This is a genomic window from Rhizobium leucaenae USDA 9039 (assembly GCF_000426285.1).
GTDB lineage: Bacteria > Pseudomonadota > Alphaproteobacteria > Rhizobiales > Rhizobiaceae > Rhizobium > Rhizobium leucaenae.
In genome coordinates, this window is the sequence record NZ_AUFB01000013.1 from 71,281 (window position 1) to 85,973 (window position 14,693).

The following is a 14,693-nucleotide window of genomic DNA, read 5'->3' on the forward strand; positions in this document are numbered from 1 at the left end:
TCGCCTCGCAATCGCAAAAACTTCAAAAAATCTCGAGGCATGGCTAAGAGAAGGTTGGGCATCACGCATATTGCTGTCTCGGCGTTTTAAAGAACGCCGGACGATCTTGCTGCCCGTCAGAGGTTCGATCAGCCTCGCGCCCGCATTTCAGCCGAGGCAGTGTCTTCCAGCCATACGTTTTCCAGCCATTGCTTGAACGCGTTGACCTTTTCTGATCTGAGCCGCGAGCGGACATATGTGAGCGTGTGGCAACGAAGGTTGGGGCCTGTCATCCCGAACGGAAGGACGAGGTTACCTCTTTCCACATCCCGTTCAAGAAGCCGGTAGCTCTCCAGGCACACGCCGCGTCCTTCGACAGCGGTCGCGATCGCCATAAACGCATCGCGAAATCGAGCGCCGCGATTGACGTCAATCGCCAAGCCGTGGTCCTTCGCCCATTGTTGCCAGCTGTAAAGCGTCTGCTCCGACTTGATCAAGGTGTGGCCCACCAGATCCGATGGCTTGCGTATGGGCCGCTCGCCATTCGCCACCTCGGGAGAGCAGGCTACGACGATTGTCTCAAGGGGGAACTCCTCCGCCGCGATAGAGCCCAGTCGAGGAGCGCTGCCGTAGCAGATATCGACATCGACCGAGCCATCGGACAATTTTGCAGGATCCGATGTAGACAGAAGCCTGATTTCGATCGAGGGATACAATTCTTCGAACCGAGGCAATCTTGGCATAAGCCATAGCGAAGCCAGACTTGAAGCACAGCCGACGCTCAGGACGTCGACGCTGTTGCGCCGGCACACCTCATCGGTCGCCTGCTCAATCATCGAAAGCGCTTCTGAAAGATCACGGTGGTATCGCTCGCCAATCTCGGTGAGCGACACGTTCCTTCCAATGCGGTGAAAGAGTTTTTCCCCAAGGTCGTCTTCCATCAGCCTGATTTGGTGGCTGATCGCCGAGGGAGTAAGCTGCAGCTGGGCAGCAGCCTCGAGAAATGAACCCTTTCTGCCGGCTGCGACGAACGACTGTATTGCACGAATGGATGGAAGTGACGTCATCACGTTCTCGATCCATAGACATCTGATCTAAGAGCACAGCGGGTCATAGCAATGCTACCTTGCGCGCGGCACGGTGGCCAAACTCGGACCGAATACTCTCACCTGCAGCAATCCGCTTGATGTCTCCGAGAACTTGCGAGAAGTCTGCGAGGCTCGAGGTGCCAAAGCCCATATAGACCTGCTTGAACAGCTGATAGAGGGTCTCATAACGTCCGCGCGTGCTCGGATCAGGCTCAAACTTTCTGTAGCCCACGCACATGGCTGCCTGAGCGCTCTCGATTGATCCATGATCTTTGGATGCAAGAGCGGCGAATATTCCCGAACCGAGACCGGTCGGAATACCGTCGGGGACCAATATGGGCTTGCCTATAACATTGGCGTAGATCTGGTTGAGGATGTCGTTCCTTTGCGGGATACCTCCCCCATTAATGACGCGGTTGACTGGAACGCCGTGCTGCTCCATCCGCTCCAGGACAACCCGTGTGTGGAAAGCCGTACCTTCAATCGCGGCATACAGTTCGTCCTGCGCTGTATGGCCGAGATGCCAGCCAAGCGTCATTCCACCAAGGTCGGAGCGGACGAGAACCGTCCGGTCCCCGTTGTCCCAGGGGAGACGCATCAGACCGGTCTTTCCGCCTTCGATGCTTTCCAGGCCTTCAGCGAGCCTGGACACCGTCGTGCCGGCACGTCGTGCTATTGCGTCGAACAGGTCGCCTGTCGCAGACAGGCCTGCCTCAACTCCCACAAGGTCTGGATGTGCACTCCCTGGGACGACGCCGCAAACACCGGGGATTAGCTTCACACGTTCACTAACGGCAATGATACAGGTCGACGTACCGATCACATTGACGACGTCCCCCAGACGGCAGCCAGCGCCAATTGCATCCCAATGGGCATCAAACGCACCCGTGGGAACTGGTATCCCCGCGGTCAGGCCGAGTCGTTCGCCCCAGTATGTGCTGAGCCCACCTGCGATCGAAGCAGAGGTCTGATATGTTCCGCCAATCTTCTCGCGCACGCCGTCGAAAAGCGGATCGACGCGGGACAAGAAAGCCTGCGAGGGCAAGCCACCCCATTTCGGGTTCCACATCCACTTGTGTCCCATGGCGCAGACGCTGCGCACCATGCGAGCCGTGTCGGTCACTCCGGTGAGGACCGCGGCTGCCATGTCGCAATGTTCCACGGCGGTCCCAAAGCGCTCGCGCTGGTCGGGGTTGTGGCGCATCCAGTGGAGAAGCTTGGCAAAGCCCCACTCGTGGGAATAGGTTCCGCCGCACCATTCAATTGCTTCAATGTGCATGTCGTGCGCCATCGCCGTTATCTCTTCGGCTTCCGCTTTGGCGCGGTGGTCACACCAGAGGTAGTAGTCCCCCAAAGGCTGCATATTTTTGTCGACAGGCAACACCGAGGACCCCGTCGTGTCGACCGCAATCGCACGGATCTCCTTGGAATCTACGCCGCATTCGTCCATCACTCGATGCATCGCCAGCACAAGCGCTTCCATATGATCTACGTGGGACTGCGTTGCCAGGTCGGGATCGGAACGACGCCGCTCGAGAGGATATTCCGCGACGCAGGTTCCAAGGGAACCCTTCTCGGAATCAGCTAGCGTTACCCGCACGCTCAAGGTTCCGAAATCAACTCCTGCTACAATCGACATGATAATCCTACTTGGAACTGTCTGGCTGGCCGTAGGTCGCCGACTGGCCGTGCTTGCGTTGATAGTGGAGGTCCAGCAAAGCGTCGGAAATTTCTGGATCGTCCTGGTTCAGTTGCCGGGCGTGGAAGGCAATCTTGGCGACAGCCTCGAGCATCTCCGCGTTATGAACGGCGTCGGCTGCGTCCTTGCCCCAGGAGAAGGGGCCGTGATCGTTAACCAGGGCTGCGGGGACGGAGAGCGGCGCATTGTTTCCGAGTGCCTCGACGATGACCTTGCCCGTGTTGCGGACGTAACCGTCTATGATTTCGTCGTCGCGCAGCTTGCGAGTAACGGGGATCGTTCCGTTGAAATAGTCGGCATGGGTCGTTCCCATGGCAGGGATACCCCGGCCGGATTGGGCCCACACCGTCGCGAAGAACGAGTGCGTGTGGACCACGGCACCGATAGACTTGAAGCTTTTGTAGAGTTCCAGGTGCGTATCGAGATCAGACGATGGTCGCAGCGTGCCCTCTAAGATATTGCCATCGAGGTCGGTTACAACGATATCTGCGACCTGCATTGCCTTATAGGAAACGCCACTCGGTTTGATGGCGACAACACCCTTTGCGCGGTCGATAGCGCTGACGTTACCGAACGTCGAGATGACGAGACCGCGGTCGTAGAGCGCGGCATTTGCGTCAAGAACGGACTTGCGGAGCTCGATATATTTCATTATCGCCTCCTCAGGCCTTTTGACGGCGACTGAAACGATCGGCTGCCACGGCGATCAGTATGATCGTGCCGATGACGACTTGGTGCCAGAAGGTGTTCACGTTGAGCAGGTTGAGCGCGTTGCGGACGACCGCCATCAAAACGGCACCCACGGCAGTTCCAAACAGAGTGGCGCGTCCGCCAGACAAACCCGTTCCGCCGATTACGACGGCAGCTATGACATCCAGCTCGTACCCCTGGCCGGCTTCAGGCATGGCGGCTTCAAGGCGCGAGGTGAGCAGAATGCCCGCGAAGGCCGAGAGGACCCCGACCAGCACGTAAACGGCGATCTTGACCTTGTCCGTGGGGATGCCGACCAGCCGGGCAGCGTCCGGATTGCTGCCGATCGAGAGAACGAAACGGCCGAAACGCGTGTAATAGAGAAGGTAGAAGGCGATCGCGAAGACGATGGCGGTCAGAATGACCGGAACAGGAACACCGCCGGCATAGCTCTGGCCGATCATTCGGAAGGCGGGGTCGGAGGCTCCGACGATCGGAATACCCTGAGTGTAGACCATCACGATACCGCGGCTGATGACCATGATGGCCATTGTGGCGATAAAGTCCGTGATCCCGACCTTGGTGATCAGGATTCCGTTCACCAGTCCGATCACCGCACCGACCGCAATCCCGCCTGCGCATGCCAGAGGAACGGGATAGCCAAGCACAATCAGGTTTGCGGTCACAAGACCGCTCAGCGCGAGTGTCGAACCGACGGAGAGGTCGATGCCCCGCATCCCGATCACAAAGGTCGCTCCAAACGCGATCACGGCAATGGGGACCGCCTGACGAAGAACGTCAGTCAAGTTGCCAAAGGTGAAAAACCGCGGAGCGGCAAAGCCGAGCGCCACCAGAAGAACGACGAAGGCCAGATAAACGCCGGCATTGCCGCCGTTGAGTGCGAGCGTAAGGGGCGAGCGCGGGCGTGTAGCTGCAATATCAGCCATGGGTACCTCCCTGAAGATGATGGCCTTGCGGCGGCCTTACCGAATGAAGAGCGAGTGTTTCTTCCTTGGAGGTCGCAGCATCGACGACCGCCGAGATTCGTCCTTCGAACATGACCGCGACCCGGTGACACAATCCAAGCAGTTCCGCGTTGTCGGCGGACACCACGATGACAGCACAGCCGTCTTTCGCGGCAGCCTGGATGAGGGTGTAGACCTCGGCCTTGGCACGCACGTCGACGCCACGCGTTGGCTCCTCAAGCATGAGCACCTTTGGCTGGGTGAGCAGCCAGCGAGCAAGCATGACTTTTTGCTGGTTACCGCCGCTCAGCGATGTGATGTCGGCACCGGGGCCGTCGCATTTCACGCCGAGCTTGGCGATGTAGCCGGAGGCAATCTCGCGCTCCTTTTTCGGCATCAACGTGATTTTGCCGAGCGTTCGAAGGTTGGCGATAGAGAGGTTCCAGCCGACATTGTGTTGTGGAAAAATCCCCTCGGTTTTACGTTCGGCGGGCAAGAAGGCGACGTGTTGACGAATAGCGTCCGTCGGGTCCGAAATCGCCGCTTGCTTTCCGTCGATCAGAATCGAGCCGGTCTCATGCGGGATCTGCCCGAAGATCGCCCGCAGGAGCGCGCTCTTGCCTGATCCTTCGAGACCCGTGACGCCGAGGATTTCACCCTGGGCTACCGAGAAGGTGATGTCTTCGAAGACACCCCTTTTCGTCAAACCGCGAACGTCCAACGAGGGTTCGGACCTTGCCGGGACGCGGGGAGGAAACTGTTTTGCGAGAGAGCCGCCGATCATCGCACTGACGACCTTGTCTACGTCGAGCTCCGATACGGGCAGGTCTGCGACCGCGCTGCCATCGCGCAAGACCAACGCGCGGCTGACGATGCCGAGGAGTTCCTGGATCCGGTGAGATACATATATGAGAGCTTTACCGGCCTGCTGAAGCTTCTTGATGATGGCGAACAGCTGTTTGCGTTCGACCTCCTCGAGCGCTTCGGTCGGCTCGTCCATGATGATGATGTCGGCGTTGCTGCTAATGGCTTTGGCGATCTCGATCATCTGCCGATGCGAGAGGCTAAGCTCTCGAACTGGCCTGTCGAGAGGTACGTCCACGCCTAACTCGCCCTTCAGGATACGCGAGGCGGCTGCCCGCATGGCCGAATGGTCAAGCGGTGATGCACTTGCACGCCCGTGGCGCAGCTCCCTGCCCGCGAATATGTTTTCGGCGGCGTCAAAGTCCGGAAACAGGCTCAGCTCCTGGTAGATGATCGCGATGCCGGCCCTGGACCCGTCTTTGGGATTGTTCAGATCGACCACCTTACCTCTGACAGAAATGGTGCCTTCGTCGCGTGCATATGCACCAGAGAGGATTTTCATGAGCGTCGACTTGCCTGCGCCGTTCTCGCCGACCAGGCCGAGAACCTCGCCGGGATTGAGTACGAGCTCGATGCCATTAAGCGCCTTCGTGTTGCCGAAGCGTTTGGCAATGCCTTTCATCTCGAGCAGCGGAGCGTTTGTCATTCAGGTCGCCCTTTTTGAGTGGGCGGCCCCGCGCGAGGCGGGGCCGCGTACTGTCACATCTACTTCTGCTGGACGTAGACGTAGTCGTTCTGATCGAAGGTCTTGATGTTCTTCGCATCGTAGGTTTTGGGCGCCACGAAGATCTTCTTCGGCAGGGCGGTGCCCTTCATCACGAACTCATCCACCGCTCGAATGATGTTGCGACCTTCTTCCTTGGCCCCGGTGTCGACCGTTGCTGCAAAGTCGCCGGTGAGGATCGCGTCGTTGGCTTCCTTCATATTTTCGTAGCCGACGATTGCCACCTTGCCGTTCAGCCCCTTAGCCTTGAGAGCCTGCAGACCGCCAAGGGCCATCTCGTCGTAGAGCGCGACGAGGACTTCGATATCGGGGTTGGCGGTGAACATGTTTTCAGTCACCGACAGGCCTTGGGCACGCACCCAGCCAGCCGGCTGCTGAGCGACGATTTTGAAGTTGGGGTGCTTCGAGATGACCTCGTTGAAACCCTTCATGCGCTGGCTCGTATGCGGACCGGGCAGGCCCTCCAGGATCCCGAGCTTGACTTCCTTGTCGCCATAGGTGTCAACCAGCCATTGCGCCTGCGCACGACCACCGTCACTCTGGTCGTAGCCGATATCGCTGACATAATATGGGTTATCCGCGACGGGTGAATTGAAGAGGAAGATCGGAATGCCCGCCTCGGTGGCGCGCCGGATGGAGGGCAGCAACGCGCCTTCGTTGTATAAGGCAACGGCGATCGCATCCACACCGTCGTTAATCCAGGCTTCCATGGTCCTGATCTGGTCGTCCGTGGCAGACTGGCTGCTCGGAGCTTGCACGAAAAGCTGGATAGTGCCGTCGCCACCGCGCTTGTCGATTTCTTCTTTCACGCCAGCCAGAACACGCTGATAGTAGGTGTCCATCGCCGTCGGCAGGAAGCCGACCTTGAGCGGGCGGTTATCCTTCTTAGCGGGTTTGACTTCCTGGCCTGTGGGCTTGATGTCCTTGTCCATCAAGATGCCAGGAAACACCTTCGAATAATCCAACTGCTGTGCAAGCGCTGGGCTGAAGGAAAGCGAAGCGGTGAGCCCGAGAGCAGCGCCGAAGATTAACGTCCGTCTGAAAATTGTCACATGATCCTCCCTGGTGGTGACAAGACAAAGTTTTCCCAACCGCGGAACGGGTCCGCGGCGAAGCTTGGCAATCTGAGATTCAAATCTTCGGCTTACAGTCCCGGTGCGATCGTGAAGACCATCCGGATTGGGTTGGAGCCGTAGTTTAGGCACTGGTAGCTGATGCCGCCGGGCAGGAAGAAAGACTCGCCGTCACGGATGTGAAAGGTTTCGTCGGTATCCGCCAAATAGAAGGTCGCGGGGCCTTGCAGGACGTAGAAGACTGCGTCCCCTTCATGGCTGTCGGGCTCGCTCGCGCGCGGTCCAACGCCACCCACAGGGATAGTCAGTTCTCCGACGTGCATGTAATCGTTGCTGACGCAGAACTGGATAAGAACGGGATGATCGCGGCCGGAGACCATGTTCAGACGATCGCTTTTAGCGACCTTCACCAGGTCGCCCCTCTTGCGCGCCTGTGCGCCGTCTACCGGATAGGTTCCGAGTTTCTCAAGGCTCATCACGCTCTCCCTTCGTGCTTATAGAGGCGCGTCGGCCCGTCATAACCGGTCGGAGGGCCATTCTCGTCCCAGATACGCGGTGCGATGCAAAACAGGATAACTGCAGCCTTGTCGCTAAAGTTATAGCCGCGATGCGGAGCGCCCTTGGGGATAAGCACCGCGTCACCGGGTCCGAGCTCTTCGGTCTGCCCGGTTCCGGGGTTTAGGAGATGTACAACACCTTCGAGGACATAGTACACCTCGTCACCCGCGTGAATGTCGGCCGGGTCGAAGTTGCTTCCCGGCGCGAGCTGATAGATGCCAGTGGTCTGCTGGTCCGTGCTGGCGAGCAGGTAGTTGAGGTCGCTCGAATACGGCTTCGTCCCCGTATAGATGAACATCTTGTAGCTATCGCGCGTCAGATGGACCGGCTTCTTTTCGCTAGGCGGATGTGGGAAATTGCCGAAGTAGCTTGGCAGTTTTGGCATTTTAGTACCTTAGGTCCGGAGTTCGCGGAGCAGCGACTTGAGAAGCCGCCAGGTCGAATTGACTGTCGTGTGGTTGAGGCGCTCGCGCGTGGTGTGGACGTCGAACGCTTCCGGCCCGATCGACAGCATGTCAATGTCAGGAACCTTCTTTCGGAAAAGGCCGAGCTCGAGACTGGAGTGAGAGACTTCCACATGTGGCTGCTCACCGAACTCGCGCTCGTAAGCGGCTTTGGCGGCGTTGAGCATTCGCGAATGAGGATTGTATGGCCATTCCGGGCAATCCGCGAATGTCTCCACGCCCGCGCCGTTGCCGATGAGTTCTGATAGCTGCCGGATTTTGTCGACGATGTTGTAGCGACGGGAGCTGACGGCGCTTGGGACCGTATTGACGATTTCGATGGCCTCTTCATCGCTTGAAAGCAACGCCACGGTGTTGGAGCTCTCGACGAGGCCCTCGACCTGAAGGCTCTTGCTCTGGACGCCGTTGGGAAGCAGGTTCAGGGCATCGACCAGCGCCCGGGCGGACTGAGCCGAGAAGACGTCTGTAATTTGTCTCCTGGACTCGCTGACTGTGACCTTGAGGTTAGGATCGCTTGCTTTGTACTCAAGCGCAATCGAAGCCGCTTCCGCTTCAATTCTCTGTCTGAGATCGGCGATCCGCGAGGCATCGATCGAAATGATCGCCTCCGCCTCACCCGGGATAACGTAACGGTTCACGCCACCCTTGACTTCGGCTACGTTGGCCCCAGCATCCCGGATGGCAATCCGGAGCAGCCGTCCGAGCTGGACGATCGCGTTAGCGCGTTCAAGATGGATGTCGAATTCGGAATGACCGCTGCTCAGGCCGGAGATCCGCAACGAAAGGGCGGTCTGCCCCGAAACGCGTGGCTCCCACTGAACCGGAATCTTGAAGCGCACTGAAATATCGCCGGCGCAGCCTGCGAAAAGCGACTTGGGATCGTGCCAGTTCATGTCGAGAAGGCGCTTACCGCTAAGCTTTGTGCCGTCGAAGTGTTGCGCCCCGCCCTTGCCGACTTCTTCTTGAACCGTCAGGACGACTTCGAGCGGCGGATGCGGGATATCGTCGGATGCCAGCAACGACATTGCGAAGGCCACACCAACGGTGTTGTCCGCCCCAAGGGTTGTCCCCGTACCATGGATGAAATCGCCGATAACCTGAAGTTTGATGCCTTCGTTTTTAAAGTCGTGGTCAACACCCTCATCGCTCTCGCAGACGATGTCGGTATGCCCGTGAAGAATGACCGTCGGAGAGTTTTCGTAGCCGGGCGTTCCCGGCTTCTTAATGAGGAGATTGTAAATCTCGTCCTGGTAAACCTCGAAGCCGCGCGCCCGGGCAAAATCGGCGATGTGATCGCTAACCTGCTTCTCGTTGTAAGAACCGCGCGGGATCGCACTTAGCTCTTCGAAAAAACCAAAGAAGGTCGCCGGCTCGAGACCAGCAAGAATAGAATTATCGCGTTTATCTACAGTTTTTCCAGCGGGGAAACTCATTCGGCCCTCCTCCCAATACAGCATCTGAGCAATACTTCTTTGCTCGCCGAACATAGTCCGGCGACCTCGTAAACCGTATCGCGATCATCTTACGCGCTAAGGCGATCCAGGTTCAGATGCCCTCCACGCATCGAACCATCTCCGCTTTCAGCTCCTAATTCAAACGCAATATTTCATAAAATAGATGAGCTTTTTTCATCTGAATCTGTTATGGTATAAGCTAACGTATCCATTGACGCGGGCCCGGCAAGAATGGACTCTCACCTGCAGCGATTTGGGGCTGGCTTTGAGCCGTCACTTCAATCGTCCGAAAGCGGCGCCTTAAGGTGGTCGAGAAACGTCCGGAGCGCTGACGGCACCTGTCGGTGCGAAACATAGTATGCATGAAAACCCGGCCCAGTAGACGACCAGTCCGGCAGCACCACTTCGAGCAGACCAGCCGCGAGTTTGTCCTCGACGCGTGCGCGCAGGCAGTAAAAGAGACCGCCCCCCTCCTGCGCCATGCGGATGGATAGTTCTGAATCCCCGAGCGTGAGCAGTCCGGGAACGTCAAGCGCAACCATGCGATCGCCGTCGCCAAGTTCCCATTTGCAGACGTGGTCCGTACCGGTTCGGATCCGGATGCACTCGTGCGTCAAGAGATCTTCCGGCCGCTCGGGCCGCCCTCGTTCGTTGAGATAGGTTGGAGAACCGACCACGACCCATTCAAGTTCGGACGTCAGACGCGACGCGATCATCCCCTCGGGAACTGTTCCCCCATAACGGATGCCCGCGTCAAAACCTTCGGCGACCATATCGATAAAGCGATCCTCGACGCTGACTTCGATCTCGACATCGGGGTAGTTGCGGCGAAAACTGTGCAGTCGAGGTGCGATCAACAGCTCGGCGGCGTCACGCAGCGTGGTCACTCTCACCCTGCCCGTAGGCCCGCTCCTGAAACTATCCAGGAGATCCATCGCAGCTTGGATGCCGAGGAAATGCGGCTCCAGTTCGGCAAGCAGTACTTCGCCGGCGGCGGTGAGACTGATGCTCCTGCTTGTCCGATGAAACAGACGGACGCCGAGACGGGCCTCCAAACCCCTAATCGAGTGGCTGAGAGCGGAGCCGGAAACGCCGCGAAGCGCGGCGGCCTTTCGGAACCCCCCCGCCCGCGCGATCGCGACGAAAGTTTCAAGGTCGGCCAGATCGGCCCGCGTCGATACCATGAGTGATGGATACTCGCACTTGTACTGAATAAGATCGTCCTTGCCGACGCCGACCTTGCTTCAGGCGGCTGGCGTCTTCAATCTTAATTCAACTAACCCTGTCTTTGGTATGTGATGAGCACGGAAGCAGTCAAAAATTTGATCTTAGTTGATTCATGTTGGATCCTGGGAGCGACGACGGGAGATGGGCCGGGTCGCTGAATAATGCGAACCCCCGGGATTAGATGGTCATGCAATGATCCTCTTGTCCACAGCCACGAGAAACGGCACCGGTCGGAACGAATACCACCTCCGCGCGGGCGGCCTGGCAGTCCCGGAGGTTCAAGTTCTGAGCTTTCGAAAACGCCGGCTACCAGTCCTGCCGGGTTGGATGGACGACAATGTCGTTGATCGTGATCTCCGGGGGCTGATCTAGGGCATAGACCACGGCTTCACCCACCGACGACGGCGGAATACCCTGCTTGTTGAGCTCTCCGGCGATCTTTCTGCCCGTCTCGTCATGAACCTTATCGGCCCAGCCGGTATCGATCACGCCAGGGCTGATCATCGACACCTGGATCCCACTTCCCACGCCCACCTCCTTTCTGAGGCTTTCGGTGATACCGCGTATGAAGAACTTCGTGGCTCCGTAAACGCCTGCCGCCTCGCCGACATGAACGCCGGCGATAGAGCTCATATTCAGGATGCGGCCGGACCGGCGCTCCAACATCGACGGCAGAACGGCGGCAATCGCATGCAGATAGCCACGTAGGTTGGTATCGATCATCTTGTTCCAATCGCCGACCGCGGCATCCTTCCAATAGGAAAAGAGCATGAGGCCCGCATTGTTGACTAATATATCGACCGGGCCGTACGTCGTCGTGGCGAATGCGACGAGGGCCTTGGTACTCTCAAAATCCGTGACATCGGCAACCTTGTAGCTGGCAATACCTCCCGAACCGGCGATGTCTTCGACAATCTGACTGAGGCGTTCCTCATTGCGGCCGGCAAGGACAACGCGCGCACCTTTTTCCGCCAATCCTCTGGCGGTCGCTGCTCCAATGCCCGAGGAAGCTCCCGTGACGATTGCGACCTTGTCTTTCAGATGTGCCATGATGTGCTCCTTCACTGCGGTTGGGTCAGTTCGGCTTGCCGGGCGGCTTTAACAGGCTCTGGGGTTGTCCGGTTTTCCAACACCTGCCGCTTGGTTTTCTGGTCTCCGCCGACGACATGGTCGATGTCGTTCATGAGGGCCTCGAAGCCCTGCTTGGCGACGAGCGTCTTGTCGTTTTTCTGCTGGCCACCGAGCTTCGTATCGCCCATCCCAGCGTTCGCGTGGAAGTCGCTGTTGGTGGCGCCCGGAAGGAGTGCCGTCACCGTGACCCCGGTCGAGCGCAACTCCTCGCGCAGAGATTCCGCGAACATGTAACCGAATGCCTTCGACGGGCCGTAGACGGTTTCGTACGGCGTGGGCAGGGTCGCCGAAACCGAGGATGTGATGAGGATCCTGCCGCGGCCGTTCTTGACCATATGTTGGACGACGCGTTTGGCCATATGGACGGTCCCAGTGACATTGATTGCAAGCAGGCGAAACTCATCCTCGAGATCGTTATCGACGAAGGCGCCGCCGATACCGATACCAACGTTCAGAGCCGCGGCTTCCAGTGGGCGCCCCAGCCCCTGCGTGAAAGTCCAGAACCCCTCAACGCCATCGTATGTCGAGGCATCCGCTTTGAACGGATACGCTTCGGCGTCAAGGCTTCGTAGTGCATCGGCGGCCTCGTTTACTTTGTCGCTTGAGCCTGAAATAGCAACGTCAAATCCATTCTTGGCGAATTGTTTGGCAAGCTCGAAGCCTATTCCAGATGAGCCGCCCGTGACCATTGCGAGTGGTTTATTACCAGTCATGATTTCACTCCTTTGGTTTTATCAGCACCACGATCGCCTCGAGGCGCTGGTGACCTAATGCCCGTGGAGCCGGTTGGTTACATGAGCAAAATCGATCGGGGCGGTGAGCAAAAATCAACCACCGATCTGGCAGATACCAGGAGTGAGGAACCTTTTGGTCGCGTCCGCAGCCAAATTGACGAGGCATTCCCGACGTCACGAAGGCACCCAAGAGTGAACACCCCTCATCGGTGCGTGCGATCCAGCTCACTTCAAGTGGTCGGCGGAGTGGCCTATGTTGTTAGGAGGATGAGCTGTCGTTCGCAGCCAGCAGATATGGTCCGACCACACAAGCGCCCGCGTAGCGCTGGTGCGCTTCTTGCGCTGGTGCCTTCGGCCGAGAAAATCCACCGCGACGGCGTGTCCGGCACACCTTCCAGCGGTGACGTCCAATGACGGGAAAGACAAAGATGAGCGAGAGAATGAACAGTATCGTTGCTCCTGGCCGCGTTGCGGTCATCACGGGAGCTGCGAAGGGCATCGGCTTGGCAATCGCGAGGGCTCTCGCGGCCCGCGGCATGAAGCTCGCATTGTTGGATCTCGACACCCACGCACTTGATGATGTTACCTCGACACTCGATACGGACACTCTGGTTGTGAGCGGCGACGTCTCGGATCTATCGACACTGACGAGGTTGCAGGACGAAACGCTCTCTCGGTTTGGCGACGTGGCCATCCTTGTAAACAACGCGGGCATTACGCAAGGAGCCGGCCCCTGGGATGATCCTGTAAAGTGGCGACGCCAGATCGATGTAAACTTCGGAGGTGTTTTAGCCGCACAACACGTCTTCGTGCCCTACCTGATCAAGGCAGCCCGACCATCGGCGGTCGTCAACCTCGGCTCCAAGGAAGGAATTACAACTCCTCCAGGCAATGCCGCCTATTCGGTGGCAAAGGCAGCTGTCAAGGTGCTGACCGAACAGCTGTCGCACGAGCTTTTGAAGGAGACGGGAGGTCGTGTATCGGCTCATCTCCTCGTCCCTGGCTACACGTGGACACCCATGAACATCGCACTCAAGCCGAAGGGCGCTGCCAGGCCCGATGAGGCATGGACCGCAGAGCAGCTGGTGGAATACTTCCTGGCCCGTCTGCTCGACGAGGACTTTTACATCATTTGTCCTGATAACGCGGTCACGTCTGCGATCGATGCCAGACGGATCCGCTGGGCGGCCGACGACATGATCCTGAACCGGCCGGCCCTTTCACGCTGGCACCCCGACTGGATGGATAAATTTGCAGCCTGGTTGAAGGTAGGCCACTGACGGTGGAATGTTTGTAGAGGAGCGTAGTCCAATGCCTAGACCCTATGTAATCTGTCACATGATGTCGCCGCTGGATGGCCGATTGATCGTCAATGATTGGGCCGAGGCAACCGGCCATTCGGTCGATGAGCTCGTGAAGATCTATGACGACCTGCATGAGAAGATCGGCGCCGACGCCTGGCTTTCGGGAAGAGCGACGGGAGAAGAGTTCGCGGACGCCGTCGACCATCCCTATCAAACAACCGGCACGGCCGCGCGACCGATCCATATCGCCAACCCGGATGCCGACGAGTTCGCTGTTATCGTTGATAAGGACGGTCGGCTACGCTGGGACAAGAACGACATTGAGGGGGCTCACCTTGTCGTCCTGACAGGATCTGACGTGGATGATGCTTACCTGGCGGGCCTCACCCAGGCTGGCGTTTCCTATATCGTATCGGAGAAAGATGGCGTCGATCTGAAAAACGCGCTCGACGTTCTCGGAACCGAGTTCGGTGTGAAGCGCTTGATGCTGGAAGGCGGGGCGCAAACTAATGGCAATTTCTTGGATGCGGGTCTTGTTGACGAGGTCAGCCTAGTCATCTTCCCTGCGATCGGAGGCAAGTCGAATACACCGGCCATATTCGAGGGCGGTGAGGATGGGCTTGCCGGCGGGGCGAGGCTCACGTTTATCAGCGCCGAAGCCGCTGGCCTCGGCTCCGTCCATCTGAGATATCGCGTGGGACGTCCGTAGGAGACGTCCATAGGAGAAGACTGTAGAAGG

The 14,693-nt window shown here is 58.3% G+C and carries 14 protein-coding genes; 2 read left to right on the forward strand and 12 right to left on the reverse strand.

Annotated features, from left to right (window positions below; all coding sequences use genetic code 11):
• Positions 1-128: 128 nt before the first annotated feature.
• The 12 genes from K290_RS0119675 to K290_RS0119730 form a co-directional block, all read right to left on the reverse strand.
• Complete coding sequence (locus K290_RS0119675) at positions 129-1,046, reverse strand: LysR substrate-binding domain-containing protein (RefSeq protein WP_013984691.1); 918 nt, start codon at positions 1,044-1,046, stop codon at positions 129-131.
• 43 nt (positions 1,047-1,089) lie between these two features.
• Positions 1,090-2,706, reverse strand: a complete 1,617-nt coding sequence (locus K290_RS0119680; protein ID WP_028753494.1) for a ribulokinase — start codon at positions 2,704-2,706, stop codon at positions 1,090-1,092.
• A 7-nt stretch (positions 2,707-2,713) separates the two neighbouring features.
• The gene (gene araD / locus K290_RS0119685) at positions 2,714-3,418 is read right to left on the reverse strand and encodes an L-ribulose-5-phosphate 4-epimerase AraD (protein WP_028753495.1); all 705 of its coding nucleotides are present in this window, start codon (positions 3,416-3,418) and stop codon (positions 2,714-2,716) included.
• Positions 3,419-3,428: 10 nt separating this feature from the next.
• Positions 3,429-4,403: an ABC transporter permease gene (locus tag K290_RS0119690; RefSeq protein ID WP_028753496.1), complete on the reverse strand. Its 975-nt coding sequence runs from the start codon at positions 4,401-4,403 to the stop codon at positions 3,429-3,431.
• Positions 4,396-5,931 (reverse strand): sugar ABC transporter ATP-binding protein, encoded by a 1,536-nt coding sequence (locus tag K290_RS0119695; RefSeq protein ID WP_028753497.1) that lies wholly within the window; start codon positions 5,929-5,931, stop codon positions 4,396-4,398. Before K290_RS0119695 ends, K290_RS0119690 begins: the two co-directional genes overlap by 8 nt.
• A 59-nt stretch (positions 5,932-5,990) precedes the next feature.
• A complete protein-coding gene (locus K290_RS0119700) occupies positions 5,991-7,061 on the reverse strand; it encodes a sugar ABC transporter substrate-binding protein (RefSeq protein WP_028753498.1) in 1,071 nt (356 codons plus the stop codon).
• A 92-nt stretch (positions 7,062-7,153) separates the two neighbouring features.
• Complete coding sequence (locus K290_RS0119705; protein ID WP_028753499.1) at positions 7,154-7,558, reverse strand: cupin domain-containing protein; 405 nt, start codon at positions 7,556-7,558, stop codon at positions 7,154-7,156.
• Entirely contained in the window at positions 7,558-8,025 is a 468-nt protein-coding gene (locus K290_RS0119710; protein WP_028753500.1) for a cupin domain-containing protein, read from the reverse strand. Before K290_RS0119710 ends, K290_RS0119705 begins: the two co-directional genes overlap by 1 nt.
• Positions 8,026-8,034: 9 nt before the next feature.
• Positions 8,035-9,591 (reverse strand): aminoacyl-histidine dipeptidase, encoded by a 1,557-nt coding sequence (locus K290_RS0119715; protein ID WP_245276591.1) that lies wholly within the window; start codon positions 9,589-9,591, stop codon positions 8,035-8,037.
• Positions 9,592-9,836: 245 nt separating this feature from the next.
• Entirely contained in the window at positions 9,837-10,742 is a 906-nt protein-coding gene (locus K290_RS0119720) for a LysR family transcriptional regulator (RefSeq protein WP_028753502.1), read from the reverse strand.
• Positions 10,743-11,091: 349 nt separating this feature from the next.
• Complete coding sequence (locus K290_RS0119725; RefSeq protein WP_028753503.1) at positions 11,092-11,835, reverse strand: SDR family oxidoreductase; 744 nt, start codon at positions 11,833-11,835, stop codon at positions 11,092-11,094.
• Between the two features lie 11 nt (positions 11,836-11,846).
• A complete protein-coding gene (locus K290_RS0119730; protein ID WP_028753504.1) occupies positions 11,847-12,629 on the reverse strand; it encodes an SDR family NAD(P)-dependent oxidoreductase in 783 nt (260 codons plus the stop codon).
• 449 nt (positions 12,630-13,078) lie between these two features.
• On the opposite strand from K290_RS0119730, the gene K290_RS0119735 reads away from it, so the two are divergent.
• Both K290_RS0119735 and K290_RS0119740 read left to right on the forward strand, forming a co-directional pair.
• Positions 13,079-13,930 carry an SDR family NAD(P)-dependent oxidoreductase gene (locus K290_RS0119735; protein ID WP_028003123.1) on the forward strand — a complete coding sequence of 284 codons (852 nt, stop codon included), beginning with the start codon at positions 13,079-13,081 and terminating at the stop codon, positions 13,928-13,930.
• 31 nt (positions 13,931-13,961) lie between these two features.
• Positions 13,962-14,663, forward strand: coding sequence for a RibD family protein (locus K290_RS0119740; RefSeq protein ID WP_028003124.1), 702 nt, complete (start codon positions 13,962-13,964; stop codon positions 14,661-14,663).
• Positions 14,664-14,693: the final 30 nt, after the last annotated feature.

Bases quoted from the DNA above. Each gene is read 5' to 3' on its own strand.
- K290_RS0119690 (WP_028753496.1), bottom strand. From the start codon at position 4,403: ATGGCTGATATTGCAGCTACACGCCCGCGCTCGCCCCTTACGCTCGCA.
- K290_RS0119720 (WP_028753502.1), bottom strand. From the start codon at position 10,742: ATGGTATCGACGCGGGCCGATCTGGCCGACCTTGAAACTTTCGTCGCG.
- K290_RS0119675 (WP_013984691.1), bottom strand. From the start codon at position 1,046: ATGACGTCACTTCCATCCATTCGTGCAATACAGTCGTTCGTCGCAGCC.
- K290_RS0119730 (WP_028753504.1), bottom strand. From the start codon at position 12,629: ATGACTGGTAATAAACCACTCGCAATGGTCACGGGCGGCTCATCTGGA.
- K290_RS0119735 (WP_028003123.1), top strand. From the start codon at position 13,079: ATGAGCGAGAGAATGAACAGTATCGTTGCTCCTGGCCGCGTTGCGGTC.
- araD (WP_028753495.1), bottom strand. From the start codon at position 3,418: ATGAAATATATCGAGCTCCGCAAGTCCGTTCTTGACGCAAATGCCGCG.
- K290_RS0119740 (WP_028003124.1), top strand. From the start codon at position 13,962: ATGCCTAGACCCTATGTAATCTGTCACATGATGTCGCCGCTGGATGGC.
- K290_RS0119695 (WP_028753497.1), bottom strand. From the start codon at position 5,931: ATGACAAACGCTCCGCTGCTCGAGATGAAAGGCATTGCCAAACGCTTC.
- K290_RS0119705 (WP_028753499.1), bottom strand. From the start codon at position 7,558: ATGAGCCTTGAGAAACTCGGAACCTATCCGGTAGACGGCGCACAGGCG.
- K290_RS0119725 (WP_028753503.1), bottom strand. From the start codon at position 11,835: ATGGCACATCTGAAAGACAAGGTCGCAATCGTCACGGGAGCTTCCTCG.
- K290_RS0119715 (WP_245276591.1), bottom strand. From the start codon at position 9,591: ATGTTCGGCGAGCAAAGAAGTATTGCTCAGATGCTGTATTGGGAGGAG.
- K290_RS0119710 (WP_028753500.1), bottom strand. From the start codon at position 8,025: ATGCCAAAACTGCCAAGCTACTTCGGCAATTTCCCACATCCGCCTAGC.
- K290_RS0119680 (WP_028753494.1), bottom strand. From the start codon at position 2,706: ATGTCGATTGTAGCAGGAGTTGATTTCGGAACCTTGAGCGTGCGGGTA.